This window comes from Pseudomonas sp. GGS8, from assembly GCF_024168645.1.
Taxonomy (GTDB): Bacteria; Pseudomonadota; Gammaproteobacteria; order Pseudomonadales; family Pseudomonadaceae; genus Aquipseudomonas.
In genome coordinates, this window is the sequence record NZ_JALJWF010000001.1 from 2,465,929 (window position 1) to 2,488,305 (window position 22,377).

Here is a 22,377-nt window from a genome sequence, read left to right on the forward strand (position 1 = left end):
AGGACGGCGGAGTGAAATGGATGTCAGGGAAACAGTCTGCAAAGCCCCGCTTCGGCGGGGTTTTCTTTTGCCCGCGAAAAAGTGCTCAGTTCAACCCATCCAAGGCCGCCAGGTTACCCAAGTGGTCATCCGGTCTATTCATCACTTCTTCCAGCAGTGTTCGTAGTAATGTCAGCGAAGCCTGTTGTCGTTGTACATCCCGACACACCAACCCGACTATCAGCGGCACCCGTGGCTCGCTCAGTGGCTTCCACAGTAGCGCCTGGTCACCATGGGTGTTTTGCGAGCGCCCGGGTAGAACGGTCGCCAGTCGCGTGTGCGGCAGGCTGTCGAGAATCCCCGCCATGTTGTTCAGCTCGGCTTGTACCTGTGGGCGGCGCCCCAGACTGGCCAATTGTGCCTGCCAGATCTGCCGCACCTGGAACTCTTCACCTAGCAGCAACATGGGCAATTCGGCGGCCTGGCTCATGGAGACCTTCTTGAACTCGCGCAACGGATGGTCCGCCGGGATGACAAGGGTCAACTCATCTTCGTACAACTGCACGCCGTGCAAACCTGGCTGGCGGGGCGGCAGGTAACTGATGCCGATGTCCAGCGAACCGTTGAGTAGCCGCCGTTCGATTTCCAGACCGGTCAATTCATAGATTTGCACCACCAGATGTGGCTGGGCCTTGCGCACGCGTTCGAGCATTTGTGGCACCAGGCTGGAGTGGACGGTCTGCAGCACGCCAATGGCCAAGGTTCGCAGCGCCTTGCCCTTGAAATTGCCCAAGGCTTCGCGCGCGCGTTGCAGGCCATCGAGCAAGGGCAGGGCATGGTTGTACAACGTATGGGCCGCCAGGGTTGGCAACAGACGTTTACTGCTGCGTTCGAACAGGCTTACATCGAGGTGCTGTTCGAGCTGGCGGATTTGCTGGGACAACGCTGGCTGGGAGATTGAAAGTCGCTCGGCGGCCCGACCGACGTGGCCCTCTTCGTAGACCGCGACGAAATAACGCAGTTGTTTGAAATCCATAAGTAATACTTATCGAAAATGCTGAGAAATCGAAATGGCTCAGTGCCTTGCCTACGCCTAGTCTAACCGCATTCACAAGGCTTACAGGGCCATAAAGCACGATGAATACCGTTTATAGCGATGGTGTTTACATAGGCAAGGCAAAAAACCTCGGACGAGGTTTTATCCGATGAATCTGTTCAACCTGCGACGCAAGCCACCGAGTCTTGATGACCTGGCGATGGACACTTCCCTGCCTGCCAGAAGCGACAACTTTTCCAGCGAGTGCCTGATGCCCAGTGTCGAACGACCGAAACAGATTTTCGTGCGTGGCCAAGGTTCCTGGTTGTGGGGCAGCGATGACCGCGCTTATCTGGATTTCTCACAGGGTGGCGGCGCCACTAGCCTCGGACACAGCCCTTCAGCACTGGTCAAAGCGATTTCGGAACAGGCTCAGTCGCTGATCAATCCGGGTTTTGGACTGCACAACCGCGGCATGCTCAACCTTGCCGAACGGCTCTGCGCCGTTACCGGCAGTGACCAGGCGTACCTGCTCAACAGTGGCAGCGAAGCCTGTGAAGCGGCGATCAAACTGGCGCGCAAATGGGGCCAGCAATATCGTGGCGGCGCTTCGCGGATCATCGTTGCCAGTAAAGGCTGTCATGGCCGTAGCCTGGGGACGATTTCAGCGTCGGACAGTTCGAATCTGATCAACCGATTCGAGCCACAGCTGCCGGGCTTCAGTCATGTGCCGTTCAATGACCTGCCGGCATTGCACGCAGCCGTGGACGCCCGGACGGTCGCGATCATGCTCGAACCGATCCAGAGCGAGGCCGGGGTGATTCCGGCTACCGAGTACTACCTCAAGGGCGTCGAGCGCTTGTGTCGTGAGCTTGGCATCCTGCTGATATTTGACGAAGTGCAAACCGGCGTCGGTCGTTGCGGCACCTTGCTTGCGGAACAGTCCTACGGCGTGCGAGCAGATATCGTGGTGCTCGGCAAAGGGCTCGGCGGTGGCGTGCCATTGGCGGCATTGTTGGCGCGAGGCAAGGCCTGTTGTTTCGAAATCGGCGAAATGAGCGGCACTCATCATGGCAATGCGTTGATGAGTGCCGCCGGGCTTGTCGTGCTCGACAGCGTGCAGGACAAGGGCTTTCTCGATCATATGCGGGAAACTGCTCAGCACTTGGGCGAAGGCCTGAGTCGTCTGGCCCATCGCTATGGTCACGGCGAATTGCGCGGGCAAGGGCTGCTCTGGGGGCTTGATCTGTCAGACGATTCGGCCGACGCCGTAGTCAAGGCTGCGTTGTACGAAGGCTTGCTGCTCAATGCGCCGCAACCCGATTGCCTGCGCTTTACCCCGGCCCTTACGGTCAGCAAGGCCAATATCGACGAAATGCTCCTGCGCCTGGCCCGCGCCTTCTCCCGCGTCCGCACCGCGCAACTGCAGTGCCGCAAAGGTATTGCGGTCTGATCGGACCCGCCCCACACAAATTTCCGAACCGTCTCGCGGTATAACGCAGCGCCCCACGTTTGATTTTTTCGCGTGGGGCGTTTTTTTGTCTTTATTGAGGTACTTGCGAACCACAACTGAACCCTGATGAACGGCGCAGGTCGACTATTTGTATGGCTCGCACGAAGCCCACTTCAATCAGGAGCTGCCCCATGGACTTTATTCGCATCATCATCGCCATTCTGTTGCCGCCGTTGGGTGTATTTCTGCAAGTCGGTTTCGCTGGGGCGTTCTGGCTGAATATTCTGCTGACGTTGTGCGGTTACATTCCTGGGATCGTGCATGCGGTGTATATCATCGCCAAGCGCTGAGTTTTTCGGAGTCAGGTAGATCGCCATCGCGAGCAGGCTCGCTCCAACATTGGAATGCGTTTCCCTTGTGGGAGCGAGCCTGCTCGCGAATGGGGCGGCACAAATATCTGTATTGGGCGCAGACTTCAGTCCGCCAACGCCATCACCCGCCGATAAAACAACCACTCCTGCTCCAGCGCATGGGCCTGATTGCCGGCCTTGCGAAAGCCATGGCGTTCGTCGGCGTAGTAATGCGCTTCGACCAGAATGCCGTTGTCCTGTAGTGCCTTGACCATGTCGCGGGTCTGTTGCGGCACCACCACGGCGTCGAGTTCACCTTGAAAGAAAATCACCGGAACGCTGATGTTGTTCGCGTGCAGCAGCGGCGTGCGCGCGACGTAGCGTTCAGCGTCCTGCACCGGGTCGCCGATCAACCAGTCCAGATAATCGCCTTCGAACTTGTGGGTGACACGGCCCAGCGCTACGGGGTCGCTGACGCCATACAGGCTGGCGCCCGCACGAAACACCTTGTGAAAGGCCAGTGCGCACAACGCGGTGTAGCCACCGGCGCTGCCTCCGCGGATGAATGCGTTGTGGCCATCGATCAGTCCACGTTCGGCCAGGTAGCCGACCACTGCACAGGCATCTTCCACGTCCACAACGCCCCAGCTCAAATGCAGCGCCTGGCGATAAGCGCGGCCGTAACCGCTGCTGCCTCGGTAGTTGAGGTCGGCCACGGCGAAGCCGCGTTGTGCCCAATACTGGATTCGCGGGTCGAACATCGGGTAGCAGGCCGACGTCGGCCCGCCGTGAATGAACACCACCAAGGGCGGTTTCGTGTTGCCGTTCATCGCCGGGTAGAAGAAGCCGTGGGCCTCGCCCGAACCACTCGGATAGCGCAGGGTTTGCGGGCGGCTGATCTGTTCGGCGGGCAGGGGGACAACGCCACCGGCGAGGGTTTTCACCTGCCGGGTTTTGCGGTCAATGGCAATCACCGCCGCCGAACTGACCGGAGAAGCGGCGATGCAGTAGATGAACTGCTCATCCTGTGCGAGATGGCGCAAGCGACTGTAGTCGCCGGTGAAATCGTCACAGGAGCCATCGCCATGACAAAGCCCCAGTCGCCCAAAACCCTCTTCGGTCCAACTCGCCAGATAAGTGTCTTCGCTCAACGGTAACCAGGTGCAGCCACCGAGTTGCCAAGGCGCCGGTGCATGGTCGGCAGCAGCGCTCGGGAGTGGGCTCAGACCGTTGGCCGACTCCACCCACGGTTGCCAGAAACCGCCGCGATCGGTCAGACAATACAGACGACCGCTGTCATCGAATCTCGGTTGTTGCAGTGACTCCTGAGCACCGTCACCGGCCACACAACGCGACTGCGCAAAGGTGTGATCGCGCTGGCGCTCGGCAATCATCAGGCGTGTTGCGGTCCAGGGCTGATCTGGGCGATTCCACTCGATCCAGGCCAGACGTCGACCGTCAGGACTCAAGGTCGGTGCCGCGTAGAAATCAGCGCCTTCGGCCAGCAGATGGCGTTGGCCGTCAGCCAGATCGATCGCCACCAGGCGATGCCGATCGCGGTTCTCTTCCACCGCCAGCACTTGCCCGTTGGCGAACTGCAGATCGCCGTAACGGCATTCACTTGAAGTCAGTACCTCAGGCGTCTCATCGGTCAGTGATTGCCGATACAGCTGCTGATCGGCCTCGTTGACGAATACCAGCCCGTCATCGGTCAGGCAAAACGATCCGCCGCCATATTCGTACACCCGGCTGCGCACACTGAAGGTGGGTGGTGTCAGGCAATGCGCCTGACCATCGCGCCACTGCCAGATTCGGCAGGCGGCATCCTCGGGGCGGTACTCGTTCCAGAACAGGCCATGTGGCCCAACCTGCAACTCGGCGAAGTCGATGCCTGCCGCGACGGCCCTGACGGCGCTCAAGGGTTCAGTTTTTGGCGATGAGGCGTGAGTTTCGTTCATTGCGAAAGGCCAGTTGTTCGATGGTCTGGGTCGCGTGCTCGGCTTCTTCGCGGGCCTTGAGGATCACGCCATGATGTTGCGACTTGCTGCACACCGGGTCGGCATTGCTCGCGTCACCCGTGAGCATGAACGCCTGGCAGCGGCAGCCGCCAAAGTCCTTTTCTTTCTCGTCGCAGGAGCGGCACGGCTCGGGCATCCAGTCGTAACCGCGAAAGCGGTTGAAGCCGAATGAGTCGTACCAGATGTGCTGCATGCTGTGGTCGCGCACGTTGGGAAACTGCACCGGCATCTGTCGGGCGCCGTGACAGGGCAGGGCGGTGCCGTCCGGTGTGACCGTCAGAAAAATACTGCCCCAGCCGTTCATGCAGGCTTTCGGACGTTCTTCGTAATAGTCCGGCGTGACGAAAATCAGTTTGCAGGGATGCCCTTCGGCTTCCAGTTTCGCGCGGTATTCGTTAGTGATACGTTCGGCGCGAACCAGTTGTTCCTTGGTCGGCAGCAGGCCGACCCGATTGAGCTGGGCCCAACCGTAGAACTGGCACGTCGCGAGTTCTACGAAGTCTGCCTCAAGGGCAATGCACAGCTCGATGATCCGGTCGATCTTGTCGATGTTGTGCCGATGGGTGACGAAGTTCAGCACCATCGGGTAGCCGTGCGCCTTCACCGCTCGGGCCATTTCGAGTTTTTGTGCGAAGGCTTTTTTCGAGCCGGCCAGCAGGTTGTTCACCTGCTCGTCGCTGGCCTGAAAACTGATCTGGATGTGGTCCAGGCCGGCCTTTTTGAAGTCACTGATTTTCTGCTCGGTGAGGCCGATGCCGGAGGTGATCAGGTTGGTGTAGAAACCCAACTGGCGCGCTTCAGCGATCAACTCGGCGAGGTCCTGGCGCACCAGTGGCTCCCCGCCGGAAAACCCCAACTGCGCCGCGCCCATTTCCCGGGCTTCGCGGAAGACCTTGATCCACTGTTCGGTGGTCAATTCTTTACCTTGCTCGGCGAAATCCAATGGGTTGGAGCAGTACGGGCATTGCAGCGGGCAGCGGTAGGTCAGTTCGGCCAGCAGCCACAGCGGCAGGCCGATTTCGGGCTTGGGCGGTAACTTGTCTGACACGGAATCAGGCAAGTTCGATCCAGTGCTGAGCACGGGCGACCTCCATGAATTGCTCGATGTCGTCACCGAGCTCGGGCACGCCGGGGAACTGTTTGTCGAGCTCGGCGATGATTGCCGCGACATCTCGCTGGCCATCGATCAAGCCGCCGATCAGCGCGGCGCTATCGTTGAGTTTGATCATGCCTTCGGGGTAGAGCAATACATGGCCTTTTTGCGCCGGTTCGTACTGGAAACGGTAGCCGGGACGCCAGGTTGGGGTTTTGCTGCGATCGAAACTCATAAGGTGATTCCTTTATGCCAGACCCGCTGCTCGGTCACGCTGTGGTAGGGCGGGCGGTTCAGTTCGTAGGCCATGCTCATGGCATCGAGCATGCTCCAAAGAATGTCCAGTTTGAACTGGAGAATTTCCAGCATGCGCTCCTGGCCTTCCCGCGTAGTGTAATGCTGCAACGTGATCGCCAGACCGTGTTCCACATCCCGGCGCGCCTGGCCCAGGCGTGTGCGGAAATATTCGTAGCCGGCCGGGTCGATCCACGGGTAATGCTGCGGCCAACTGTCGAGACGCGATTGATGGATTTGCGGAGCGAACAGCTCGGTCAACGAGCTGCTGGCGGCTTCCTGCCAACGGGCCCGGCGGGCGAAGTTGACGTAGGCATCCACCGCGAAACGCACGCCGGGCAACACCAGCTCCTGAGAGCGCAGCTGATCCGGGTCGAGACCGACCGCTTGCCCAAGACGCAACCAGGCTTCGATACCGCCGTCTTCGCCGGGGGCGCCGTCATGGTCCAGCAGGCGCTGAATCCACTCACGACGAATCTCGCGGTCCGGGCAGTTGGCCAGGATCGCGGCGTCCTTGAGCGGGATGTTCACCTGATAGTAAAAGCGGTTGGCGACCCAACCCTGGATCTGCTCGCGGGTCGCCCGGCCTTCATACATCGCCACGTGATACGGATGATAGATGTGGTAGTAGGCGCCCTTGGCGCGCAGGGCCGCTTCGAATTCGGTGGGGGACATTGGGGTGTCAGTCATTGCGGTTCTCCGGGGGAACAACCGGGTGGATTCTGGGGTGTCTGGTCGGACGCTTTCGCGGGCAAGCCTGCTCCCGCAGAGATAGCGCTATCTCTGCGGGAGCGTGGCTTGCCCGCGAAGGGGCCATCCGCTACAGCACAATACTCATGCCGTCATACGCCACTTCAACCTCACGCCGGGCCAGTTCCGCACGCTCCGGCGAATCCTCATCGAGAATCGGGTTGGTGTTGTTGATGTGGATAAGCACTTTGCGCTGTTTGGGCAGTTGCTCCAGCACTTCGAGCATACCGCCGGGGCCGTTCTGCGCCAGGTGGCCCATTTCCCGACCCGTGCGCGTGCCAACGCCACGGCGCTGCATTTCGTCGTCATCCCACATCGTACCGTCCACCAGCAGGCAATCGCTGCTGGCCATGATCTTCAGCAGCGGTGCATCGACCTTGCCCAGCCCCGGTGCGTAGAACAGTTTGCCGCCGGTGCTCAGGTCTTCGACGATCAGGCCGATATTGTCGCCTGGATGCGGGTCGAAGCGGTGCGGCGAGTACGGAGGGGCGGCGCTACGCAGGGGCAGCGGGGTGAAGCGCAGGTTCGGGCAGGCCGGTACGGTGAAGCTCTGATCGAGTTCGATACGGTTCCAGTTCAACCCGCCATTCCAGTGAGTCAGCATGGTGAACAACGGGAAACCGGTGCTCAGGTCTTCGTGGACCATGTCGGTGCACCAGACCTGATGCGGGCAACCTTCACGCAGGCTGAGCAGGCCGGTGGTGTGGTCGATCTGGCTGTCCATCAGGATGATTGCGCTGATGCCGGTATCACGCAGCGCGCGCCCCGGTTGCATCGGCGCGAAACTCTGGAGCTGGGCGCGGATGTCCGGCGAAGCATTGCACAGCACCCAGTTCACGCCGTCATCGGAAATTGCGATGGACGACTGGGTACGCGCCTCGGCCCGCAGGCTGCCGTCGCGAAAACCCGCGCAGTTCACGCAGTTGCAGTTCCACTGGGGGAAACCGCCGCCGGCGGCGGAACCTAGAATCTGGACAAACATGGCCGCTCCATCATTGAAAACTGAAAATAAAAACGCCCCGGCGAGCCGAGGCGTAGCACTGCATTCTCTACCAGACGGCAGAGCTTAGCGGCTTGCGAAGTACATGGTGACTTCGAAGCCGATACGCAGGTCGGTGTAAGCAGGTTTGGACCAGGACATAGAAGCGCTCCTTCAGGTGGATGGGACAGTTGAGACCTATACATATAGTCCACCTCCAGCCGGAGATGTTCAGATAGTTAGGTGGCTATGTTACTCAAAATTACAGAGCGATTGGCCACGAATCTTTGAGAAAGCTAATTGCAGCACCGGTAATGATCATTTTGCCACTTGCCAAGGCGCCCCGGAACAAGGCCCGCTGGCCAGGCAGCGCCATCCGCCGTCGGCCCGATTCAGTCGTTGTGCCGCCGCCAGCAAGGCTTCACGGTCGATCATCAGAACTGCCTGGGGCAGACGCTTCAGGTAATCAGACGAATGGCCGGCCAGTTTGCCTTGCCAGAGTAGCTCGGCGGCCTGGGCGTTGGGCAGGGCGGTGCTGTCGAATTGATTGGCCAGGGCCTGGCGTTGGGTAATGAAGGTCCGCTCATCGAGGCCTTCGATCAGCCTTTCGAATTCGCCGAGGAACTGTTCGATGTGCTGCAACAGGTCCAGAGGCGCGACGCTTGGCGATTGCACGCCGAACAACAGCCCGGTCTGCCCGTTTATCTGACGCAGTCCGCTGAATACGGCGTAACCCAGTTGCAGTTCCACCCGCAGGCGCTGGTAGAACGGTGTCTGGCACACGTGTGCGAGCAAGCACCAGGCGGCCTCATCGGCGATGTCATGGGTTGCCGCCGGACAAAAGAGTAACAGCGCGTGTTCGCTGGAGCCGGTATCGACGGCGTTCCAGAGATGCAGTGAGCCGATCAATAACGGCGGCGTCGATTGATGGTCTGGCGTTCCCGGCACACGACTCAAGGCAAGCCCCATCGCCGCTTGAGTCTGGGCCGACAGGCCGGTCGCCAGACCATCCCAGCGTGCACTCGACCAGAGTTGCTGCAAGTCATCTGAGGTCGTGGTGTGCTCAAGGCATGACTCGGGCAGTGCCTTGAGCAGCTGTCGAATCGGCATCAATGGGATGGTCGTCGGTTCTTCCTGTGAGAAACGCGCATCAGGTTTTGTCAGCGCTTTCAGCACATGTTCGAGGACTGTTGGCATCGGCTCCTGCAGGCCCGTCAGTTTCAGCAGCCATTCATTGCCTGATGCGCTGAAGGAAACGTCGACACCCGCCTGACGTGCATCTTCGCGCAACGGCTCCAGGCTGTTTTCCAGATACGTCTGAAGACGGCTGTGAGGCGCGGACTCCAGGCGCCAGCGCAGATAAACCGCACCTTCTTCCGTGTTGTCTGGCAATGCCTGACTGAACTGCATCGGCGATCGTTCGCGGCGACTGCGCGAGCGATCCTGGGCAAAGGTCCGCAGGCCGCGGTGGGCGCTGGTCTGGCCGCGAATCAAGCCGGCATTCGCGGCTGGAGCCTCGGTACGCAAAAACGGGTTGGGGGTTGGCAGTTGCCACTGGCCGATAAAGTTATCCACAGTGCCGATTTGTTTCAGAATTGCCTTGAGGGCGACAACGCTCTGTTCGGACAACCCCGGTTCAAGTTGCTCGCTGTCCCGTTGGGCCAATTGCAAGGCGCTGCTGACTTGCTGTTGGCGCTGCTGCAGGGTTGCGTACTCTTCGCGCAACTCGACCCAATCCTGATGAGAGGCAAAAAAGCCCAGCCAATCCAGAAGCCGTTCGCGGATCATGTTGTCCGGTTGCGTGGTGTGGGCGGGCCGTGTGAATTCGATGTGCAGCAAGGCTTGCCCGGCGTAGCGGTAGAGCGGCGCGGCTTTCAGGTTGTCCGCCAGCCCATGCTCTCGCAGTTGCGCCAACAGGCCGCCGGGTTTTGCGGTATTCAACCAATGACACAGGAACGCCAGTGCTTCGGGCGATGAGTCGGGCAGCGCTTCGAAGGCGAACAGCAGATCCAGTCGATGCTCACCAGCCTGTTGATAACTATTGTCCGAAGAATCCATCAACAGGGTGGGCTTTGCCTGAGGGACTTTCTTACCGGCGGGAATGGCAATGGCAAACGCCTGCGCCATCCCTTTCAACGCCTCGAGACTCTGTGGGCCGGCCAAGCTCAACGTCATCTGTCCGGTCTGATAAAACTGCTGATAAAAGTCCTTCAACGCATGCTGAAACTCAGGCTGCGGCACCGGCAGGCTGTAACGGTTTCCGGCATGAAACGCCCGTAACGGGTGGGCCGCCGAGAGCCCATCGAACAGCGCAAATTGCTGCTGGGCTGTGGCATCCCGCGACCAGGCGACAAATTCAGCGTGCAGCACTTCCCGTTCCCGCCGCTGATCGTCCGGATTCATACGCGGATGGGCGAGCATGTCTGACAGACGCTCCAGCCCACCGCTGAATGCCTGAGGCGGCAGTTCGAAAAAGAAGTCTGTCGTCCGTTCGCTGGTGCGCGCATTCACCTGCCCGCCATGACCTTGTACGTAGGCCATCAGCCCTTGCTCGGCGGGAAAGCGCTCTGTACCCAGGAACAGCAAATGCTCGAGAAAGTGCGCCAGCCCTGGCCAGGCCAATGGCACGTCGTGACTGCCGGCAGCAACCCGCAACGCGGCGGCGCAGCGCTTCAGACCGGGAGCATGACGCAGCGTCACCCGCAGGCCGTTGGCCAGGGTTTCAGTGTGAAGGTGGGGGTGATTCAGCGCAGGCATGAGCACTTCCAGAACAGAGAAGCGCTAATGCTAGCGGATTAGAGGGCGTTCTCAATGAGTTTCCACACTACGCCGGGGAAACTCATTGAGAACGCCCCCCTGAGTGGATCAGCGCTTGTTCAGCGCGTCGTAAAGCTCGGGACGACGATCGATGAAGTAGCGATTGGCGGCGCGGGAATCGATCATCAGTTGGCGATCCAGCACACCGACAATCAGTGCTTCATCAAGACCGGCCTGGGCGATACGGCTGCCATCCGGCGCGGCAATGCTGCTCTGGCCGCAATACTGGATCTCGCCTTCGTGCCCGCAGTAGTTGGCGTAAGCCACATAACACTGGTTTTCGAAGGCCCGGGCGCGGACGGTGACGTCGGCGATGAAATCGTAGGGAATCATGTTCGCCGTCGGCACCAGGATCAACTCGGCACCGGCCAACGCCAGACGCCGGGCGTTCTCCGGGAATTCCAGGTCGTAGCAGATCAAAAAGCCAAGCTTCCAGCCGTTGAGTTCAACCAACGGAAACTCATCCGGCCCGGGGCTGAACATCGAGTGATCGAGGTCACCGAACAGATGAGTCTTGCGGTAGTTGCAGAGCCGCTCGCCATTGGCGTCGATCAACTGCACGGCGTTGTAGATCTGCCCGTCCTCGGTACGCTCCGGGTAGCCATACAGAATGGCAATCCCCGCCGTCTTGGCGATGCGCGCGATGTGCTGCGCCGATTCACCGTTGTACACCTCCGCCAGCACGCTGATGGCGTCTATGCCGATGTTGTAGCCGGTCAGGAACATCTCCGGCACCACCAGCAAGTCCGCGCCCTTGGCCTCCAGCGCCAATTGATGCAGGCGTTGCAGGTTGCCTGCGACATCCAGGGGCAGCGGTGGGCATTGGTAAAGGGCTACGCGCATTTCGGATTCCTCTTACTCGGGCAGGGCGATCGGACCGATCTCGTTGAATACATCTCCTGGACCCGGGTTTTCGGCGTGAGTTTCACCGCCGAAGTGTTTCATGATGCCCCACACCGCGTTGAGCGAGGTCTGCACCGCGCCTTCAACCCACGCCGGTGTCCATGAAACGTCATCGCCGGCGATGAAAATCCCGCGCTGCTCGGGTGGCATGTCGTCCTGCATGAAGTGCGCATACATGCGCTGGTTGTAGCGATAGTGGCCGGGCAGGGCGCCTTTGAAAGCCCCGAGGAAATGCGGGTCGGCTTCCCACGACACGGTGATCGGATCGCCGATGATGCGTGCGGCGATGTCGACTTTCGGGTAGATCTTCTTCAGCGCATCCAGCGCCAGTTTCACGCGTTTTTCCACGGGGTGCGGAAGCATTTTCAGCGCGTCGCTCATCCACGAGTACGACAGGCAAATCACCCCGGGCTTGTCGTCGCCGTTGTCGAACAAATACGTGCCGCGGGTAAGGCGATCGGTGAGGGTCATGCTCATCAGGTCGCGACCGGTTTCCGGGTCCTTGTCCTTCCAGAACGGGCGATCGACCATCACGAAAGTCTTCGACGACTGCATGTAACGGGTGCGGTCCAGGGCCATCCACATCTTTTGCGAGAACAGGGTCTCGTCGCATTCGATCTGGGTGGTCAGCAGCCAGCTCTGGCAAGTGGTCAGCACCGCGGCGTATTCGCGGGTGTCGCCCCAGTTGTCGGTGACCGCAAAACGGCCGCCTGCCGCGTGAGCAATTTTCTTCACGCCGGTACGTGGTGCGCCGTTGTGCAGCGAGCTCAGACTGGTGCCTTCCGGCCAGTGCACGCAACGCTCCGGCACATGGCGCCAGATGCCCTGCGGTACTTGTTCCACGCCGCCGACCACCAAGTGCTGGTGATCGTCGCAGTTGGTCATCACCACGCGGAAGATTTCCAGCATCGAGTTGGGGAAGTCCGAGTCCCAGCCACCGGTGCCGAAACCGACCTGGCCGAACACTTCGCGGTGATGGAACGACAGTTTGGCGAAGGCTTTGGAGGTGGCGACGAAGTCGTAGAACGTGCGGTCGTCCCACAGCGGCACCAAGGTGTTCCACAATTCCTTGAGGCGCGGCACGTCGCGGTCGCGGATCGCTTGCTGGATCTCGCCAAAGCGCGAACCGTCTTCCAGGGCATCGGCCCAGGCGTCAGCAACTTCCTGGAACAGCGCAGGAAGATCCGCCAGTTTCTGTGCGTAATGGGTTTTGCCTTCCAGATCGATCACCGTGCTGCCGGACGCGGGGGTCAGCGGGTTTGGGAAAGGTTTGGTCTGGAGGCCGAGCTTGTCGACGTAGTGATAAAACGCGGTGGACGACACCGGGAAACGCATGCCGCCGAGCTCGGCGATGATGCCTTCGGCACCGTTGAACGCCTGGGAGCGCAGGCGACCGCCCATTTTCGAGGCTTCGTAGACGACGGGTTTCAGGCCCAGTTTCATCAATTCATAGGCGGCCACCAGACCGGCGATGCCAGCCCCGACAATCGCCACCTCGGCGCCGTGATTGTGCGCCGGAATGCTGCCCAGACCGGCCGGGTGTTCGATCCAGTCGTCAAAGGCGAAAGGAAAGTCCGGGCCGAAAATAGTGACTGGTTTTTTACCGTCTGCAGGATGGCGATTGTTCTTGTTCATGGCTGACCTTGCTGGCGACCCGACGCAGGATGCGCGTCTGAGTATAGGAAAAGATGGCAGCCATTCTAGAGAGCGTAGAACACGTTAATAAGACGCAATGTGTCGTCGTTTTGATAATTGCTTGATCAATATGACGATGTATCGCTACACATAGTCAATGTAGGAGCGAGCGGTGCGGCGATCCGACTTGCCCGCGAAGAGCCCCGACCAGACACCGAAGACTTACCGGCAGAAACTCAAACCGGCTGCCCCCGATCAATCTTGCTGCTCAAGATGATCGAAGTCGTCGTCTTCTCCACCCCATCCACACTGCCGATCTGATCCAGCAACTGATCCAACTGCTCCGGCGAATCGGTGCGCAACCACGCCACATAATCAAATTCGCCACTCACCGCACACAGCTGCTGCACCTGAGCCATGGCACTAAGACGACGCAGCACTTCCTTGCCGGACCTCGGTTGTACCGTAATCCCGACGTAGGCCTGCAACCCGCCATCGATCACACGCTGACCCAGGCGCACACCGTAACCGGTGATCACTTTGGCCTTTTCCAACCGTGCCAGGCGCGACGTGACGGTGGTGCGGGCGATACCCAACTGCCGGGCAAGCATGGCCACACTTTCACGGGCATTGATCTGCAAGGCGGCGATCAATTGGCGGTCGATTTCGTCGAGAACGGGCGGGCGAGTGTCAGGCAAAGGGGCATCTCCAGCGGTACAGAGCAATGGGCAGGCATATTACAGGCACTCCATACTCTCGACGGGTTAATTGGATAGACACAAATTGTCACTCGTAGTCGAATGCCCAACCGGGGCTGTGAAGCGAGGTGATCGAAATGAAGAACATGTCTGCGACTCTGCGAGACTACGCACTGCAGATTGCCAATCACGAAATGGGGCATTACGTCGTGGCCCGAGCCCTGGGTTTTGAAACGGGTGATGTGACCCTGAAAGTGACCATGGGCTTGACGCACCATGGCGGGGCTTCCATTACCTTGACGCGGTCCATTTCGTCGCTCGACGCCATGAAGGAACATCTGGAAGCCCGGATGATGGTCCTCTACGCCGGCGCCATGGCGCAGACATTGCCCACAAAGCACTCGCCCGAGAAACTCGTCGATAAGTCGAAAGCGGCAGCCATCCTGAAAGGAGAGTTTGGAGCGGAACAGGATCACGCAAAAATAAGGGAGTTGCGGTACTTGCTTCGAAACATCGCCTATCCCGATACGGACCCTGCGGCGTCCGACCGCATCATTTCTGAGCTGACAGACATTAATGATCGTTTGTGGTTGCGGACTCAACAAATCGTCGAGGCATTGGCCGATACGATTACTGGACTGGCAGGGCTTCTGGTGGAGCGCATGGTCATTGTGGAGCAGTGGGGGCGGCCGGCGGATACGTATGAGGTTGTGTTGACGGGGGAAGTGCTTGAGCGGCTGGGGCCAGTGCAGGCGATTCCAACGTTAAGTGTTTGGGTTTAAGCATCCGAACGCCCGACCACGATCAGGAAGCCCCGAAAAATCGGGGCGTGTTTGAAGGAATGAGCAGGCGCTATTCTTCGGACTCCGTCGCTGTCCGGGCAGGTCGCGGTGTCAGCACTTTCACCACATCATCAGTCACCGCTTTGCTCATCGACGTCAGGTAATGTGCGGCCCAGGCGTGGCGGTCGGTGTCTTTTGCGTAGGCTGCGTCCTCGGCAAATGATTTGGCGAGGGATAGCAGGTCGGAGGCTTGAGTCAATGCGTCGACGATGGGGACGCCCGCGCTGACGTGGAACAGTGGCTGATCCGAGTGGTATATGAACGGCGTGAAGCCGATGGTTTTCAGTTCTGCAGTTGTTTTACTCATTGTTGCGCTCCTTAACTTGAGGAGCTACCGCATTCGTTACCACACGAATGGGTGGCAGCTGTACGCAGGGAGGTAAACCGGGAGCCAAGGAACCGGCAGACCCGAAGGTCTCCCACGCACAGCCGCCATAACACAGGATTGCAGGCGAAAAAAACGCCTGAAGTCGTGATGGGGGCGCTGATGCGCTTAGCCTCGCCGGGTTACCACACCCGATCGCTACATTGGCAGCGACGTCCGGAGAGTATCCCGTCGAAGAAAAGCCCAACAAGGCGGCAAAGTGCCCAAATGCGCCCATTACGCAATTCTCGGAGTTTGCCTACAAGGTAAGGGGGCGTCATCCGATATTGCTAACTCGCGAAAGAAAATTTAAATGGTGGACACAAAAAGTTCACACAAACGTAAACCAGCAGGGCTTCTCGGTCAGTCTGAGCATCTCATTGGCCCCTGTCTCCATTGCGATCATCGGGAACACCGCCGTGCAATGGGCTGATAGTCCATTACTACGGGCATGGTAGGATCCTCGACCAAAATTTTTTTGTCTGGATGGCTATAGAAAATGGCAAAGCCGCCAAAAACCACAAAAATATCGGAAAGATCGGTCATTCCAGAAAAGAAAGGAAATGGACAAATCAGATTTGAAGTGGTCCAAGATGAAACGGGTAAGGTTCTGACCTACAGCATGGCTTACATCAATCCGCGAGTGTACTCAGGCGACAATGGCCGAGTGGTGGGCTACGATAACGCCCATGGGTACGACCATAGACACTACATGGGTACCATCGAAGCTGTTGACTTCATTTCAATTGAAGACACGTTTAGCCGATTCGAAGCCGAATGGCAGCAATACCTCGAAAAGAGGAAGGCAAAATGAGCAAAACCGTACAAGTTGAGACTGAAGAGGACTTCTTCACACGTATGCGCAAGCTTTCCGGGCAAATCGACCGGAACGAAATTTTTGGCGATTACGAGAACGTTAGCTTCCAGGATGCCGGTGAAATGCGGGCCTATCTGAGCGAAGAGAAAGCCAGAGAAGAGAAGGCGAAGAAGCTAGTCGCTAGGCCAAATAGTTTTGCCCAGTACGCAGCTGGCATCTTTCTCGATAGGAAGTCCGGAAGATTTGTCGCTATGGCCAAGCACGCGCTGAAAACAGAAGGTGCTTTTGTCGCCGCGTCTGACAAGGGAGAGGCGCGAGTTGTTGTCTGCAAGAAGGGCTTGCTTAAACGTAAGACTGGCCCTAGAGCTAAGCGCGCCTAGAAAATTCATACGTCGAAGGTCCAGCTACTGGTGTGGACACTTTCGGAAGTTTTGAGGTGAGGGTGCGGTATGCACTCTCAGATACACGAAAGCCGCGCATTAGCGCGGCTTTCTTGTTTGGTGGGCCCACACGGACTTGAACCGTGGACCAAAGGATTATGAGTCCTCTGCTCTAACCAACTGAGCTATAGGCCCTCAGTAGGCCGCGGATTATAGCGATGGTTTCTCGGCTGTGCTATCCGAAAAATCCGATACGGCTATACGAAGAAACGTCGCGGCGAATTCGTCGGGGGAAAGCGGCAGGCTGACGATGTAGCCCTGGATCTGTTCGCAGCCTTCGGCGGTGAGGAATTGCTGCTGGGCGTGGGTCTCGACGCCTTCGGCGATGACGGTGAATTGCATGCTGCGGCCCAGGGCGATGATTGCGCGGACAATCGCCGCGTCGTGCGGGTCGTCCGGCAGGCCGCGGACGAAGGATTGGTCGATTTTGAGGATGTCCAGCGGCAGGCGTTTGAGGTAGCTCAGGGACGAATAGCCGGTGCCGAAGTCATCGATCGCCAGTTGCACGCCTAGGCGTTTGAGTTGGTGCAGGACCGCCAGCGCTTCTTCGGCCTGGCTCATGATGAAGTTTTCGGTAATCTCCAGTTGCAGAAAATCGGGTTTGAGGCAGTTGTCCTTGAGCAATTGCTCGATTCGGCCGAGCAGATTCGGCTGGCGTAATTGAGCGCCTGCCAGGTTGACCGAGAGTGGGCCGAGACACTCATAGGCCTGATTCCACTCGTACATCTGCTGGCAGGCGGTCTCCAGTACCCAATCACCGATTTGCAGGATCATGCCGTTTTCTTCGGCCAGGGGAATGAAGTGCTCGGGGGGCACATCGCCGAAGGTCGGGTGATGCCAGCGAATCAGCGCTTCGGCGCCGACCAGCCGATGATCCTTGAGGTTGATTTTGGGCTGGTAGTACAAAAACAGCTCATTGCGCTCGATGGCGCGTCGTAGTTCATGCTCCAGCGCCACGCGCTCGCTGGCCTGGGCGGTGAGGTCGCGGGTGTAGCTTTCAACCCGGTTACGGCCCTTGGCCTTGGAGCGATACATCGCGGCATCGGCGTTCTTGACCAGCGTGGCGACGTCGCAACCATCCCTGGGATACAGGCTGGTGCCGATGCTGGCACTGATGAAAAACTCATGCTCACCGGCCTGGAATGGGGCCGCGAAGCAATTGAGCAGCTTGGTGGCAATGTTGTCGGCATCGCTGGCCTGTTGCAGGCCGGGGAGCAGGATGATGAATTCGTCGCCACCCAGTCGCGCCACGGTATCGATATCGCGCAACTGCTCTTTGAGGCGCACGGCGATGCCTTTGAGCAGCAGGTCGCCGACCGGGTGGCCGAGGCTGTCGTTGATGTGTTTGAAGCGGTCCAGGTCCAGGAACAACACTGCGCCCTGGCCACCGTTTTCCTGCTGGTTGTTCAGCGCGGTCAGCAGGCGGCTTTCGAACAATGTGCGGTTTGGCAGGCCGGTCAACGGATCGTGGTGCGCCTGGTAGTCGAGTTTGGCTTGCGCGTGCTTGAGGCTGGAAATGTCCGCGAATACCGCGACAAAATGGGTAATGAGTTTGTCCCGGTTGCGCACTGCGCTGATGGTCAGCCAGCTTGGGTAGAGCTCACCGTTCTTGCGTCGGTTGGAAATCTCGCCCTGCCAATGACCTTCGGCGGTCAGTTGATGCCACATCGCCGCATAAAATGCGCTGTCGTGCAGGCCCGAGGCGAGCAGGCGAGGGGTATGGCCCAGTGCCTCGGTCTCGCTGTAGCCGGTGATTTCGGTGAAGGCACGATTGACTGCGCTGATGTGCTGTTGGGTGTCGGTGATCAAGACACCCTCAGCGGTGCTTTCGAATACCGTGGCCGCCTGTTGCAGTTTTTCCTGCATCAGGTGCCGCTCGGTAATGTCCCGAGCGATGGTCAACATGCAGTCTTCATCGCCGATGGGCAGCGGTCGGCTTGAAACCTCGCAGAGCCGGATCTGCCCGTCTTTGCGGCGGATGTGGCAACTGAAGTCGCGGACGAACCCATCCCGGTGCAGCAACTCGAGCATTTGTTTGCGTTCGTTGAGATTGACCCAGATCCCCAGGTCCAGCGCCGACCGATCCACAGACATAGCGCTATTGAACCCGGTAATGCGGCTGAAACCTTCGTTGACTTCCAATAACAGCCCGTCGCTCTGCCGGGACAGCAGCAAACCGTCGGGGGAGGCATGAAAGGCCTTGGCGAATTTCTCTTCGGAGGTTTGCAGCTGTTGCTGGGTTTCCTTGAGCTGACTGATATCCCGGACGACGACCACCAATGCGGGGGTGGTGTCGAGATCGAAAGGCTCGGCGGAGATCAGGCCGGTAAACACCTGGCCATTGTTGCGGCGAAAGGGCATCTCCAGATTGCGGATGCTGCCAGCCTGCAATCGCTGCAACAAGCCGGGCCCCACGCCGGGTACGCCCCAGATGTTCAGGTCGGTGGCCGTCTGGCCTATGACGTCTTCGGCCTTGAGGCCGATCTGTTCCTCGAACGCCTCATTGACTTCGAGCAGGCAGCCGTCAGAAAGCCGTGCAATCACCAGAATATCGGGGCATTGCTGGAATACCGAGGCGAACTTCTGTTCTGACAGGCGCAGCGCCTCTTCGGTGCGTTTGGCTTCGCTGATATCGATCATCAACCCGCGCAGGACCGGTTCACGGCCATGTTCGATCAGGCTGACGATATCTCGGACCCACAGGCAGCGGCCGTCAGCGGTGATGACCCGGTAATCGACGCTGTGATCGCGCCCGGCCGCCACTTCACGGTCGCAGAAGGCCTGGGCCCGGGTAAGGTCCGCGGGGTGGATGATGTTGCGCCAGAAGCCCGGAATCAGCCATTGGGACAGGGGGTATCCGAGGAGGTTCTGAGCGTGGGGCGATACGTAACTGTAGGTGTAATCGCTGATCTGCGCTTCCCAGGCGATGGCTGAAAGACTCTCCACCAGCCCGCGGTAATGGTATTCGCTGCTGCGCAGCTCCTGTTCCAGATCGACCCTGCGGGCAATTTCCGAGCTCAGTCGGCGGTTGATCCGGATCACCACTGCCAGCACGATCATTAGAAACAGCAGCCCTGGCAGGCCGTAAATCAGCACGTCGGACCAGAAGGTCCGATGATCCAGGACGTTACCGACCCAATGTTCCTGGATGGCACTGATTTCACTCGGGCTCATGTCTGCCAGGACTTTGTCCAAGATACTGACCAGCAGCTTGTTGTTCGGGGGGACGGCCATCGCCAATTGGTAGCGGTAGGGCGTCTCGCCGCTGACGTAGAGCCCATCGAGCTTGAGCTGGCGCAGGCTCCAGACGCTGGAGGCGAGATCGCCCACGACCGCGTCTACTTCGTCGGTAGCCAGCGCTTGCAATGCCGAGCTGACATTGGGCATCGCCACCAGATTCAAGTCGGGATGCTGGGTGCGCAACAGTTCATGGGGAGCGTAGTTCTCCACCACGGCGATCTTCAGCCCGTACAGGTCTTCGAGTTTGCGCGGTTGGGGCCCACCGACGTGGGCCAGGATGACAATCGGGAAGTCGAGGTAGGGGCGGGTGAACGACAGGTAGGTCTGGCGTTCGGGGGTCGACATGATGCCCGGCAAGATGTCTAGCTTGCCTTGTTTGGCCTGTTGCAGCACTTCAGTCCAACTGACCGGTTCGATGGGCGTGAGTTTGATGGCCAGCCGTTGCCGGATGACGTTGATATAGTCTGCTGCCAGGCCCTGATAACGCCCATGATCGTCGCGAAATTCAAACGGCGGCCAGGACGCATCGACGCCCAGGCGCAATTCCGGGTGAGCCGCCAGCCAGCTACGTTCTTCGTCGGTCAGAGTCAGCGCGCCAGCCGTTGCGGTCCAAGTCATCAGCGACAGCAAAAAAAGCACGGTCGACCATCTGGGCATAACGGTCTCGTTATGGCTTAGGGGAATGTTTCGAGTGTAGACGGGCTATTCGGCGGGGGGGGCGTACGGGGCATTTAATCTGCATAAAGCAAAACCCCCGGCCTGGGCCGGGGGTTTTTTGATCACTCGTCGAGGAAGGAGCGCAAATGCTCGCTTCTCGTCGGGTGGCGCAGCTTGCGCAGCGCCTTGGCTTCGATCTGACGAATCCGTTCACGGGTCACGTCGAACTGCTTACCAACCTCCTCGAGGGTATGGTCGGTATTCATGTCGATACCGAAACGCATGCGCAGAACCTTGGCTTCACGGGCAGTGAGGCCGGACAGGACTTCGCGAGTCGCTTCTTTAAGGCTCTCAACAGTGGCGACATCGATTGGCGACTGCATGGTCGAGTCTTCGATGAAGTCACCCAGATGGGAGTCTTCGTCATCACCGATCGGGGTTTCCATGGAGATCGGCTCTTTAGCGATCTTCAATACCTTGCGGATCTTGTCCTCAGGCATTTCCATGCGTTCGCCCAGCTCTTCCGGGGTCGGTTCGCGACCCATTTCCTGCAACATCTGCCGGGAAATACGGTTGAGCTTGTTGATCGTCTCGATCATGTGCACCGGAATACGGATGGTGCGGGCCTGGTCGGCGATCGAGCGAGTGATCGCCTGACGGATCCACCAGGTGGCATAAGTCGAGAATTTGTAGCCACGGCGGTATTCGAACTTGTCTACCGCTTTCATCAAGCCAATGTTGCCTTCCTGGATCAGATCGAGGAACTGCAGGCCACGGTTGGTGTACTTCTTGGCGATGGAGATCACCAGACGCAAGTTCGCTTCGACCATCTCTTTCTTCGCGCGGCGGGCCTTGGCCTCACCGATCGACATGCGACGGTTGATGTCCTTGATCTCGGCGATCGTCAAACCGGTTTCGGTTTCCAGCGCGGTCAGCTTCTGCTGGCAACGAATGATGTCCGGTTGCAGGCGACCAATGGCTTCAGCGTATTTGCTTTTGCCTTTGGCCAGCGCATCGCTCCAGCTTTCGTCGACTTCGTTGCCCGGGAACTGGCGCAGGAAGTCGGCACGCGGCATGCGGGCATCACGAACGCACAATTGCATGATCGCGCGCTCTTGCTGACGCAGACGATCCAGGGCACTGCGAACACGCTCGACCAGGCCTTCGAATTGCTTCGGCACCAGTTTGATCGGCATGAACAGCTCAGCCAGGGCCAACAGTTCGGCAATCGCTGCCTTGTTGTGGCGACCGTGCTTTTTCAGCGCCTTGCGGGTGATTTCCATCTGATCGGCGACAGCGCCAAAACGCTGTGCGGCGATGACCGGATCCGGACCGCTTTCGGCTTCTTCTTCGTCATCGCTTGCTTCTGCGTCATCATCGTCGGTGTCGTCGTCCGCTTTCACGGCTTTCGAATCGACAGGCGGTGGCACTTCGGCTGCAGGCGGCGCAATGCCGTCGTCCGGGTCGATATAACCGCTCAGGACGTCGGACAGGCGGCCACCTTCGGTGGTGACGCGAGTGTATTCGGAGAGAATATGGTCAACCGTGCCAGGGAAGTGCGCGATTGCGCCCATCACTTCGCGGATGCCCTCTTCAATACGCTTGGCGATTTCGATTTCGCCTTCACGTGTGAGGAGCTCTACCGTACCCATTTCACGCATGTACATGCGCACTGGGTCGGTGGTGCGACCAATGTCGGTCTCGACCGCTGCCAACGCTGCTGCTGCCTCTTCGGCCGCGGCTTCGTCGGTATCGGCGTCGGCCAGCATAAGGGAATCCTTATCTGGCGCAACCTCGAATACGTTGATCCCCATGTCATTGATCATGCGGATGATGTCTTCCACCTGTTCCGGATCTGAAATATCCTCCGGCAGGTGGTCGTTGACCTCCGCGTAAGTCAGGTAACCCTGCTCACGACCAAGTGTGATCAACTCTTTGATACGAGACTGCTGTTGCGCTTTTCCGGACATAACACCCTATCCACTGAAGGTCTTGGCGGGCAAAAAACAAGC

19 protein-coding genes and 1 tRNA gene are annotated in these 22,377 nt (G+C 59.0%); 5 read left to right on the forward strand and 15 right to left on the reverse strand.

The features are described 5' to 3' along the window. Positions 1 to 85: 85 nt before the first annotated feature. Complete coding sequence (locus J3D54_RS10960; protein ID WP_253418009.1) at positions 86 to 1,015, reverse strand: LysR family transcriptional regulator; 930 nt, start codon at positions 1,013 to 1,015, stop codon at positions 86 to 88. 169 nt (positions 1,016 to 1,184) lie between these two features. Between J3D54_RS10960 and J3D54_RS10965 the strand changes: the two genes are divergently transcribed. Then, entirely contained in the window at positions 1,185 to 2,468 is a 1,284-nt protein-coding gene (locus J3D54_RS10965; protein ID WP_253418011.1) for an aspartate aminotransferase family protein, read from the forward strand. Between the two features lie 191 nt (positions 2,469 to 2,659). Next, positions 2,660 to 2,818, forward strand: coding sequence for a YqaE/Pmp3 family membrane protein (locus J3D54_RS10970; RefSeq protein WP_007904205.1), 159 nt, complete (start codon positions 2,660 to 2,662; stop codon positions 2,816 to 2,818). A gap of 125 nt (positions 2,819 to 2,943) precedes the next feature. Here J3D54_RS10970 and J3D54_RS10975 read toward each other — a convergent pair whose 3' ends face one another. From J3D54_RS10975 to J3D54_RS11020, 10 genes are all read right to left on the reverse strand, one after another. Continuing rightward, on the reverse strand, positions 2,944 to 4,776 hold the full coding sequence (locus J3D54_RS10975; RefSeq protein WP_253418013.1) for a S9 family peptidase: 1,833 nt from the start codon (positions 4,774 to 4,776) through the stop codon (positions 2,944 to 2,946). Continuing rightward, the gene (gene pqqE / locus J3D54_RS10980; protein ID WP_253426583.1) at positions 4,742 to 5,884 is read right to left on the reverse strand and encodes a pyrroloquinoline quinone biosynthesis protein PqqE; all 1,143 of its coding nucleotides are present in this window, start codon (positions 5,882 to 5,884) and stop codon (positions 4,742 to 4,744) included. The genes J3D54_RS10975 and pqqE overlap by 35 nt, the downstream gene beginning before the upstream one ends. A gap of 4 nt (positions 5,885 to 5,888) precedes the next feature. Beyond that, entirely contained in the window at positions 5,889 to 6,164 is a 276-nt protein-coding gene (pqqD, locus tag J3D54_RS10985; RefSeq protein WP_019580716.1) for a pyrroloquinoline quinone biosynthesis peptide chaperone PqqD, read from the reverse strand. Continuing rightward, a complete protein-coding gene (pqqC, locus tag J3D54_RS10990) occupies positions 6,161 to 6,913 on the reverse strand; it encodes a pyrroloquinoline-quinone synthase PqqC (protein WP_253418015.1) in 753 nt (250 codons plus the stop codon). The genes pqqD and pqqC overlap by 4 nt, the downstream gene beginning before the upstream one ends. 130 nt (positions 6,914 to 7,043) lie before the next feature. Next, positions 7,044 to 7,955, reverse strand: a complete 912-nt coding sequence (pqqB, locus tag J3D54_RS10995) for a pyrroloquinoline quinone biosynthesis protein PqqB (protein WP_253418016.1) — start codon at positions 7,953 to 7,955, stop codon at positions 7,044 to 7,046. An 84-nt stretch (positions 7,956 to 8,039) separates the two neighbouring features. Next, positions 8,040 to 8,114, reverse strand: a complete 75-nt coding sequence (gene pqqA / locus J3D54_RS11000) for a pyrroloquinoline quinone precursor peptide PqqA (RefSeq protein ID WP_009045898.1) — start codon at positions 8,112 to 8,114, stop codon at positions 8,040 to 8,042. Positions 8,115 to 8,270: 156 nt separating this feature from the next. After that, the gene (gene pqqF, locus J3D54_RS11005; RefSeq protein WP_253418018.1) at positions 8,271 to 10,709 is read right to left on the reverse strand and encodes a pyrroloquinoline quinone biosynthesis protein PqqF; all 2,439 of its coding nucleotides are present in this window, start codon (positions 10,707 to 10,709) and stop codon (positions 8,271 to 8,273) included. Between the two features lie 108 nt (positions 10,710 to 10,817). Then, positions 10,818 to 11,612 carry a carbon-nitrogen hydrolase family protein gene (locus tag J3D54_RS11010; RefSeq protein ID WP_253418020.1) on the reverse strand — a complete coding sequence of 265 codons (795 nt, stop codon included), beginning with the start codon at positions 11,610 to 11,612 and terminating at the stop codon, positions 10,818 to 10,820. 12 nt (positions 11,613 to 11,624) lie between these two features. Further along, on the reverse strand, positions 11,625 to 13,307 hold the full coding sequence (locus J3D54_RS11015) for an NAD(P)/FAD-dependent oxidoreductase (protein ID WP_253418022.1): 1,683 nt from the start codon (positions 13,305 to 13,307) through the stop codon (positions 11,625 to 11,627). 236 nt (positions 13,308 to 13,543) lie between these two features. Then, entirely contained in the window at positions 13,544 to 14,005 is a 462-nt protein-coding gene (locus tag J3D54_RS11020; protein WP_007936532.1) for an Lrp/AsnC family transcriptional regulator, read from the reverse strand. Between the two features lie 137 nt (positions 14,006 to 14,142). Between J3D54_RS11020 and J3D54_RS11025 the strand changes: the two genes are divergently transcribed. Then, positions 14,143 to 14,787 (forward strand): peptidase M41, encoded by a 645-nt coding sequence (locus J3D54_RS11025; protein WP_253418024.1) that lies wholly within the window; start codon positions 14,143 to 14,145, stop codon positions 14,785 to 14,787. 70 nt (positions 14,788 to 14,857) lie between these two features. Here J3D54_RS11025 and J3D54_RS11030 read toward each other — a convergent pair whose 3' ends face one another. Beyond that, the gene (locus J3D54_RS11030; protein ID WP_253418026.1) at positions 14,858 to 15,154 is read right to left on the reverse strand and encodes a DUF3077 domain-containing protein; all 297 of its coding nucleotides are present in this window, start codon (positions 15,152 to 15,154) and stop codon (positions 14,858 to 14,860) included. 556 nt (positions 15,155 to 15,710) lie between these two features. On the opposite strand from J3D54_RS11030, the gene J3D54_RS11035 reads away from it, so the two are divergent. Together J3D54_RS11035 and J3D54_RS11040 are read left to right on the forward strand one after the other, a co-directional pair. Beyond that, a complete protein-coding gene (locus J3D54_RS11035; RefSeq protein ID WP_253418028.1) occupies positions 15,711 to 16,025 on the forward strand; it encodes a DUF6516 family protein in 315 nt (104 codons plus the stop codon). After that, the gene (locus J3D54_RS11040; protein ID WP_253418030.1) at positions 16,022 to 16,408 is read left to right on the forward strand and encodes a hypothetical protein; all 387 of its coding nucleotides are present in this window, start codon (positions 16,022 to 16,024) and stop codon (positions 16,406 to 16,408) included. The genes J3D54_RS11035 and J3D54_RS11040 overlap by 4 nt, the downstream gene beginning before the upstream one ends. A gap of 118 nt (positions 16,409 to 16,526) precedes the next feature. Here J3D54_RS11040 and J3D54_RS11045 read toward each other — a convergent pair. The 3 genes from J3D54_RS11045 to rpoD all read right to left on the reverse strand — a co-directional run bounded on the left by J3D54_RS11045 (position 16,527) and on the right by rpoD (position 22,335). Continuing rightward, positions 16,527 to 16,603, reverse strand: a tRNA-Ile gene (locus J3D54_RS11045). Positions 16,604 to 16,618: 15 nt separating this feature from the next. Next, positions 16,619 to 20,365, reverse strand: coding sequence for a bifunctional diguanylate cyclase/phosphodiesterase (locus J3D54_RS11050; RefSeq protein ID WP_253418032.1), 3,747 nt, complete (start codon positions 20,363 to 20,365; stop codon positions 16,619 to 16,621). 122 nt (positions 20,366 to 20,487) lie between these two features. Then, entirely contained in the window at positions 20,488 to 22,335 is a 1,848-nt protein-coding gene (gene rpoD, locus J3D54_RS11055) for an RNA polymerase sigma factor RpoD (RefSeq protein WP_253418034.1), read from the reverse strand. Positions 22,336 to 22,377 lie beyond the last annotated feature (42 nt).

Coding starts and splice junctions, on each gene's coding strand:
- J3D54_RS11010 (WP_253418020.1), bottom strand. CDS start 11,612: ATGCGCGTAGCCCTTTACCAATGCCCACCGCTGCCCCTGGATGTCGCA.
- pqqB (WP_253418016.1), bottom strand. CDS start 7,955: ATGTTTGTCCAGATTCTAGGTTCCGCCGCCGGCGGCGGTTTCCCCCAG.
- J3D54_RS11015 (WP_253418022.1), bottom strand. CDS start 13,307: ATGAACAAGAACAATCGCCATCCTGCAGACGGTAAAAAACCAGTCACT.
- J3D54_RS11035 (WP_253418028.1), top strand. CDS start 15,711: ATGGCAAAGCCGCCAAAAACCACAAAAATATCGGAAAGATCGGTCATT.
- pqqD (WP_019580716.1), bottom strand. CDS start 6,164: ATGAGTTTCGATCGCAGCAAAACCCCAACCTGGCGTCCCGGCTACCGT.
- J3D54_RS11025 (WP_253418024.1), top strand. CDS start 14,143: ATGAAGAACATGTCTGCGACTCTGCGAGACTACGCACTGCAGATTGCC.
- J3D54_RS10975 (WP_253418013.1), bottom strand. CDS start 4,776: ATGAACGAAACTCACGCCTCATCGCCAAAAACTGAACCCTTGAGCGCC.
- J3D54_RS10970 (WP_007904205.1), top strand. CDS start 2,660: ATGGACTTTATTCGCATCATCATCGCCATTCTGTTGCCGCCGTTGGGT.
- pqqF (WP_253418018.1), bottom strand. CDS start 10,709: ATGCCTGCGCTGAATCACCCCCACCTTCACACTGAAACCCTGGCCAAC.
- J3D54_RS11040 (WP_253418030.1), top strand. CDS start 16,022: ATGAGCAAAACCGTACAAGTTGAGACTGAAGAGGACTTCTTCACACGT.
- J3D54_RS10960 (WP_253418009.1), bottom strand. CDS start 1,015: ATGGATTTCAAACAACTGCGTTATTTCGTCGCGGTCTACGAAGAGGGC.
- J3D54_RS11050 (WP_253418032.1), bottom strand. CDS start 20,365: ATGCCCAGATGGTCGACCGTGCTTTTTTTGCTGTCGCTGATGACTTGG.
- J3D54_RS11030 (WP_253418026.1), bottom strand. CDS start 15,154: ATGAGTAAAACAACTGCAGAACTGAAAACCATCGGCTTCACGCCGTTC.
- J3D54_RS10965 (WP_253418011.1), top strand. CDS start 1,185: ATGAATCTGTTCAACCTGCGACGCAAGCCACCGAGTCTTGATGACCTG.
- rpoD (WP_253418034.1), bottom strand. CDS start 22,335: ATGTCCGGAAAAGCGCAACAGCAGTCTCGTATCAAAGAGTTGATCACA.
- pqqC (WP_253418015.1), bottom strand. CDS start 6,913: ATGACTGACACCCCAATGTCCCCCACCGAATTCGAAGCGGCCCTGCGC.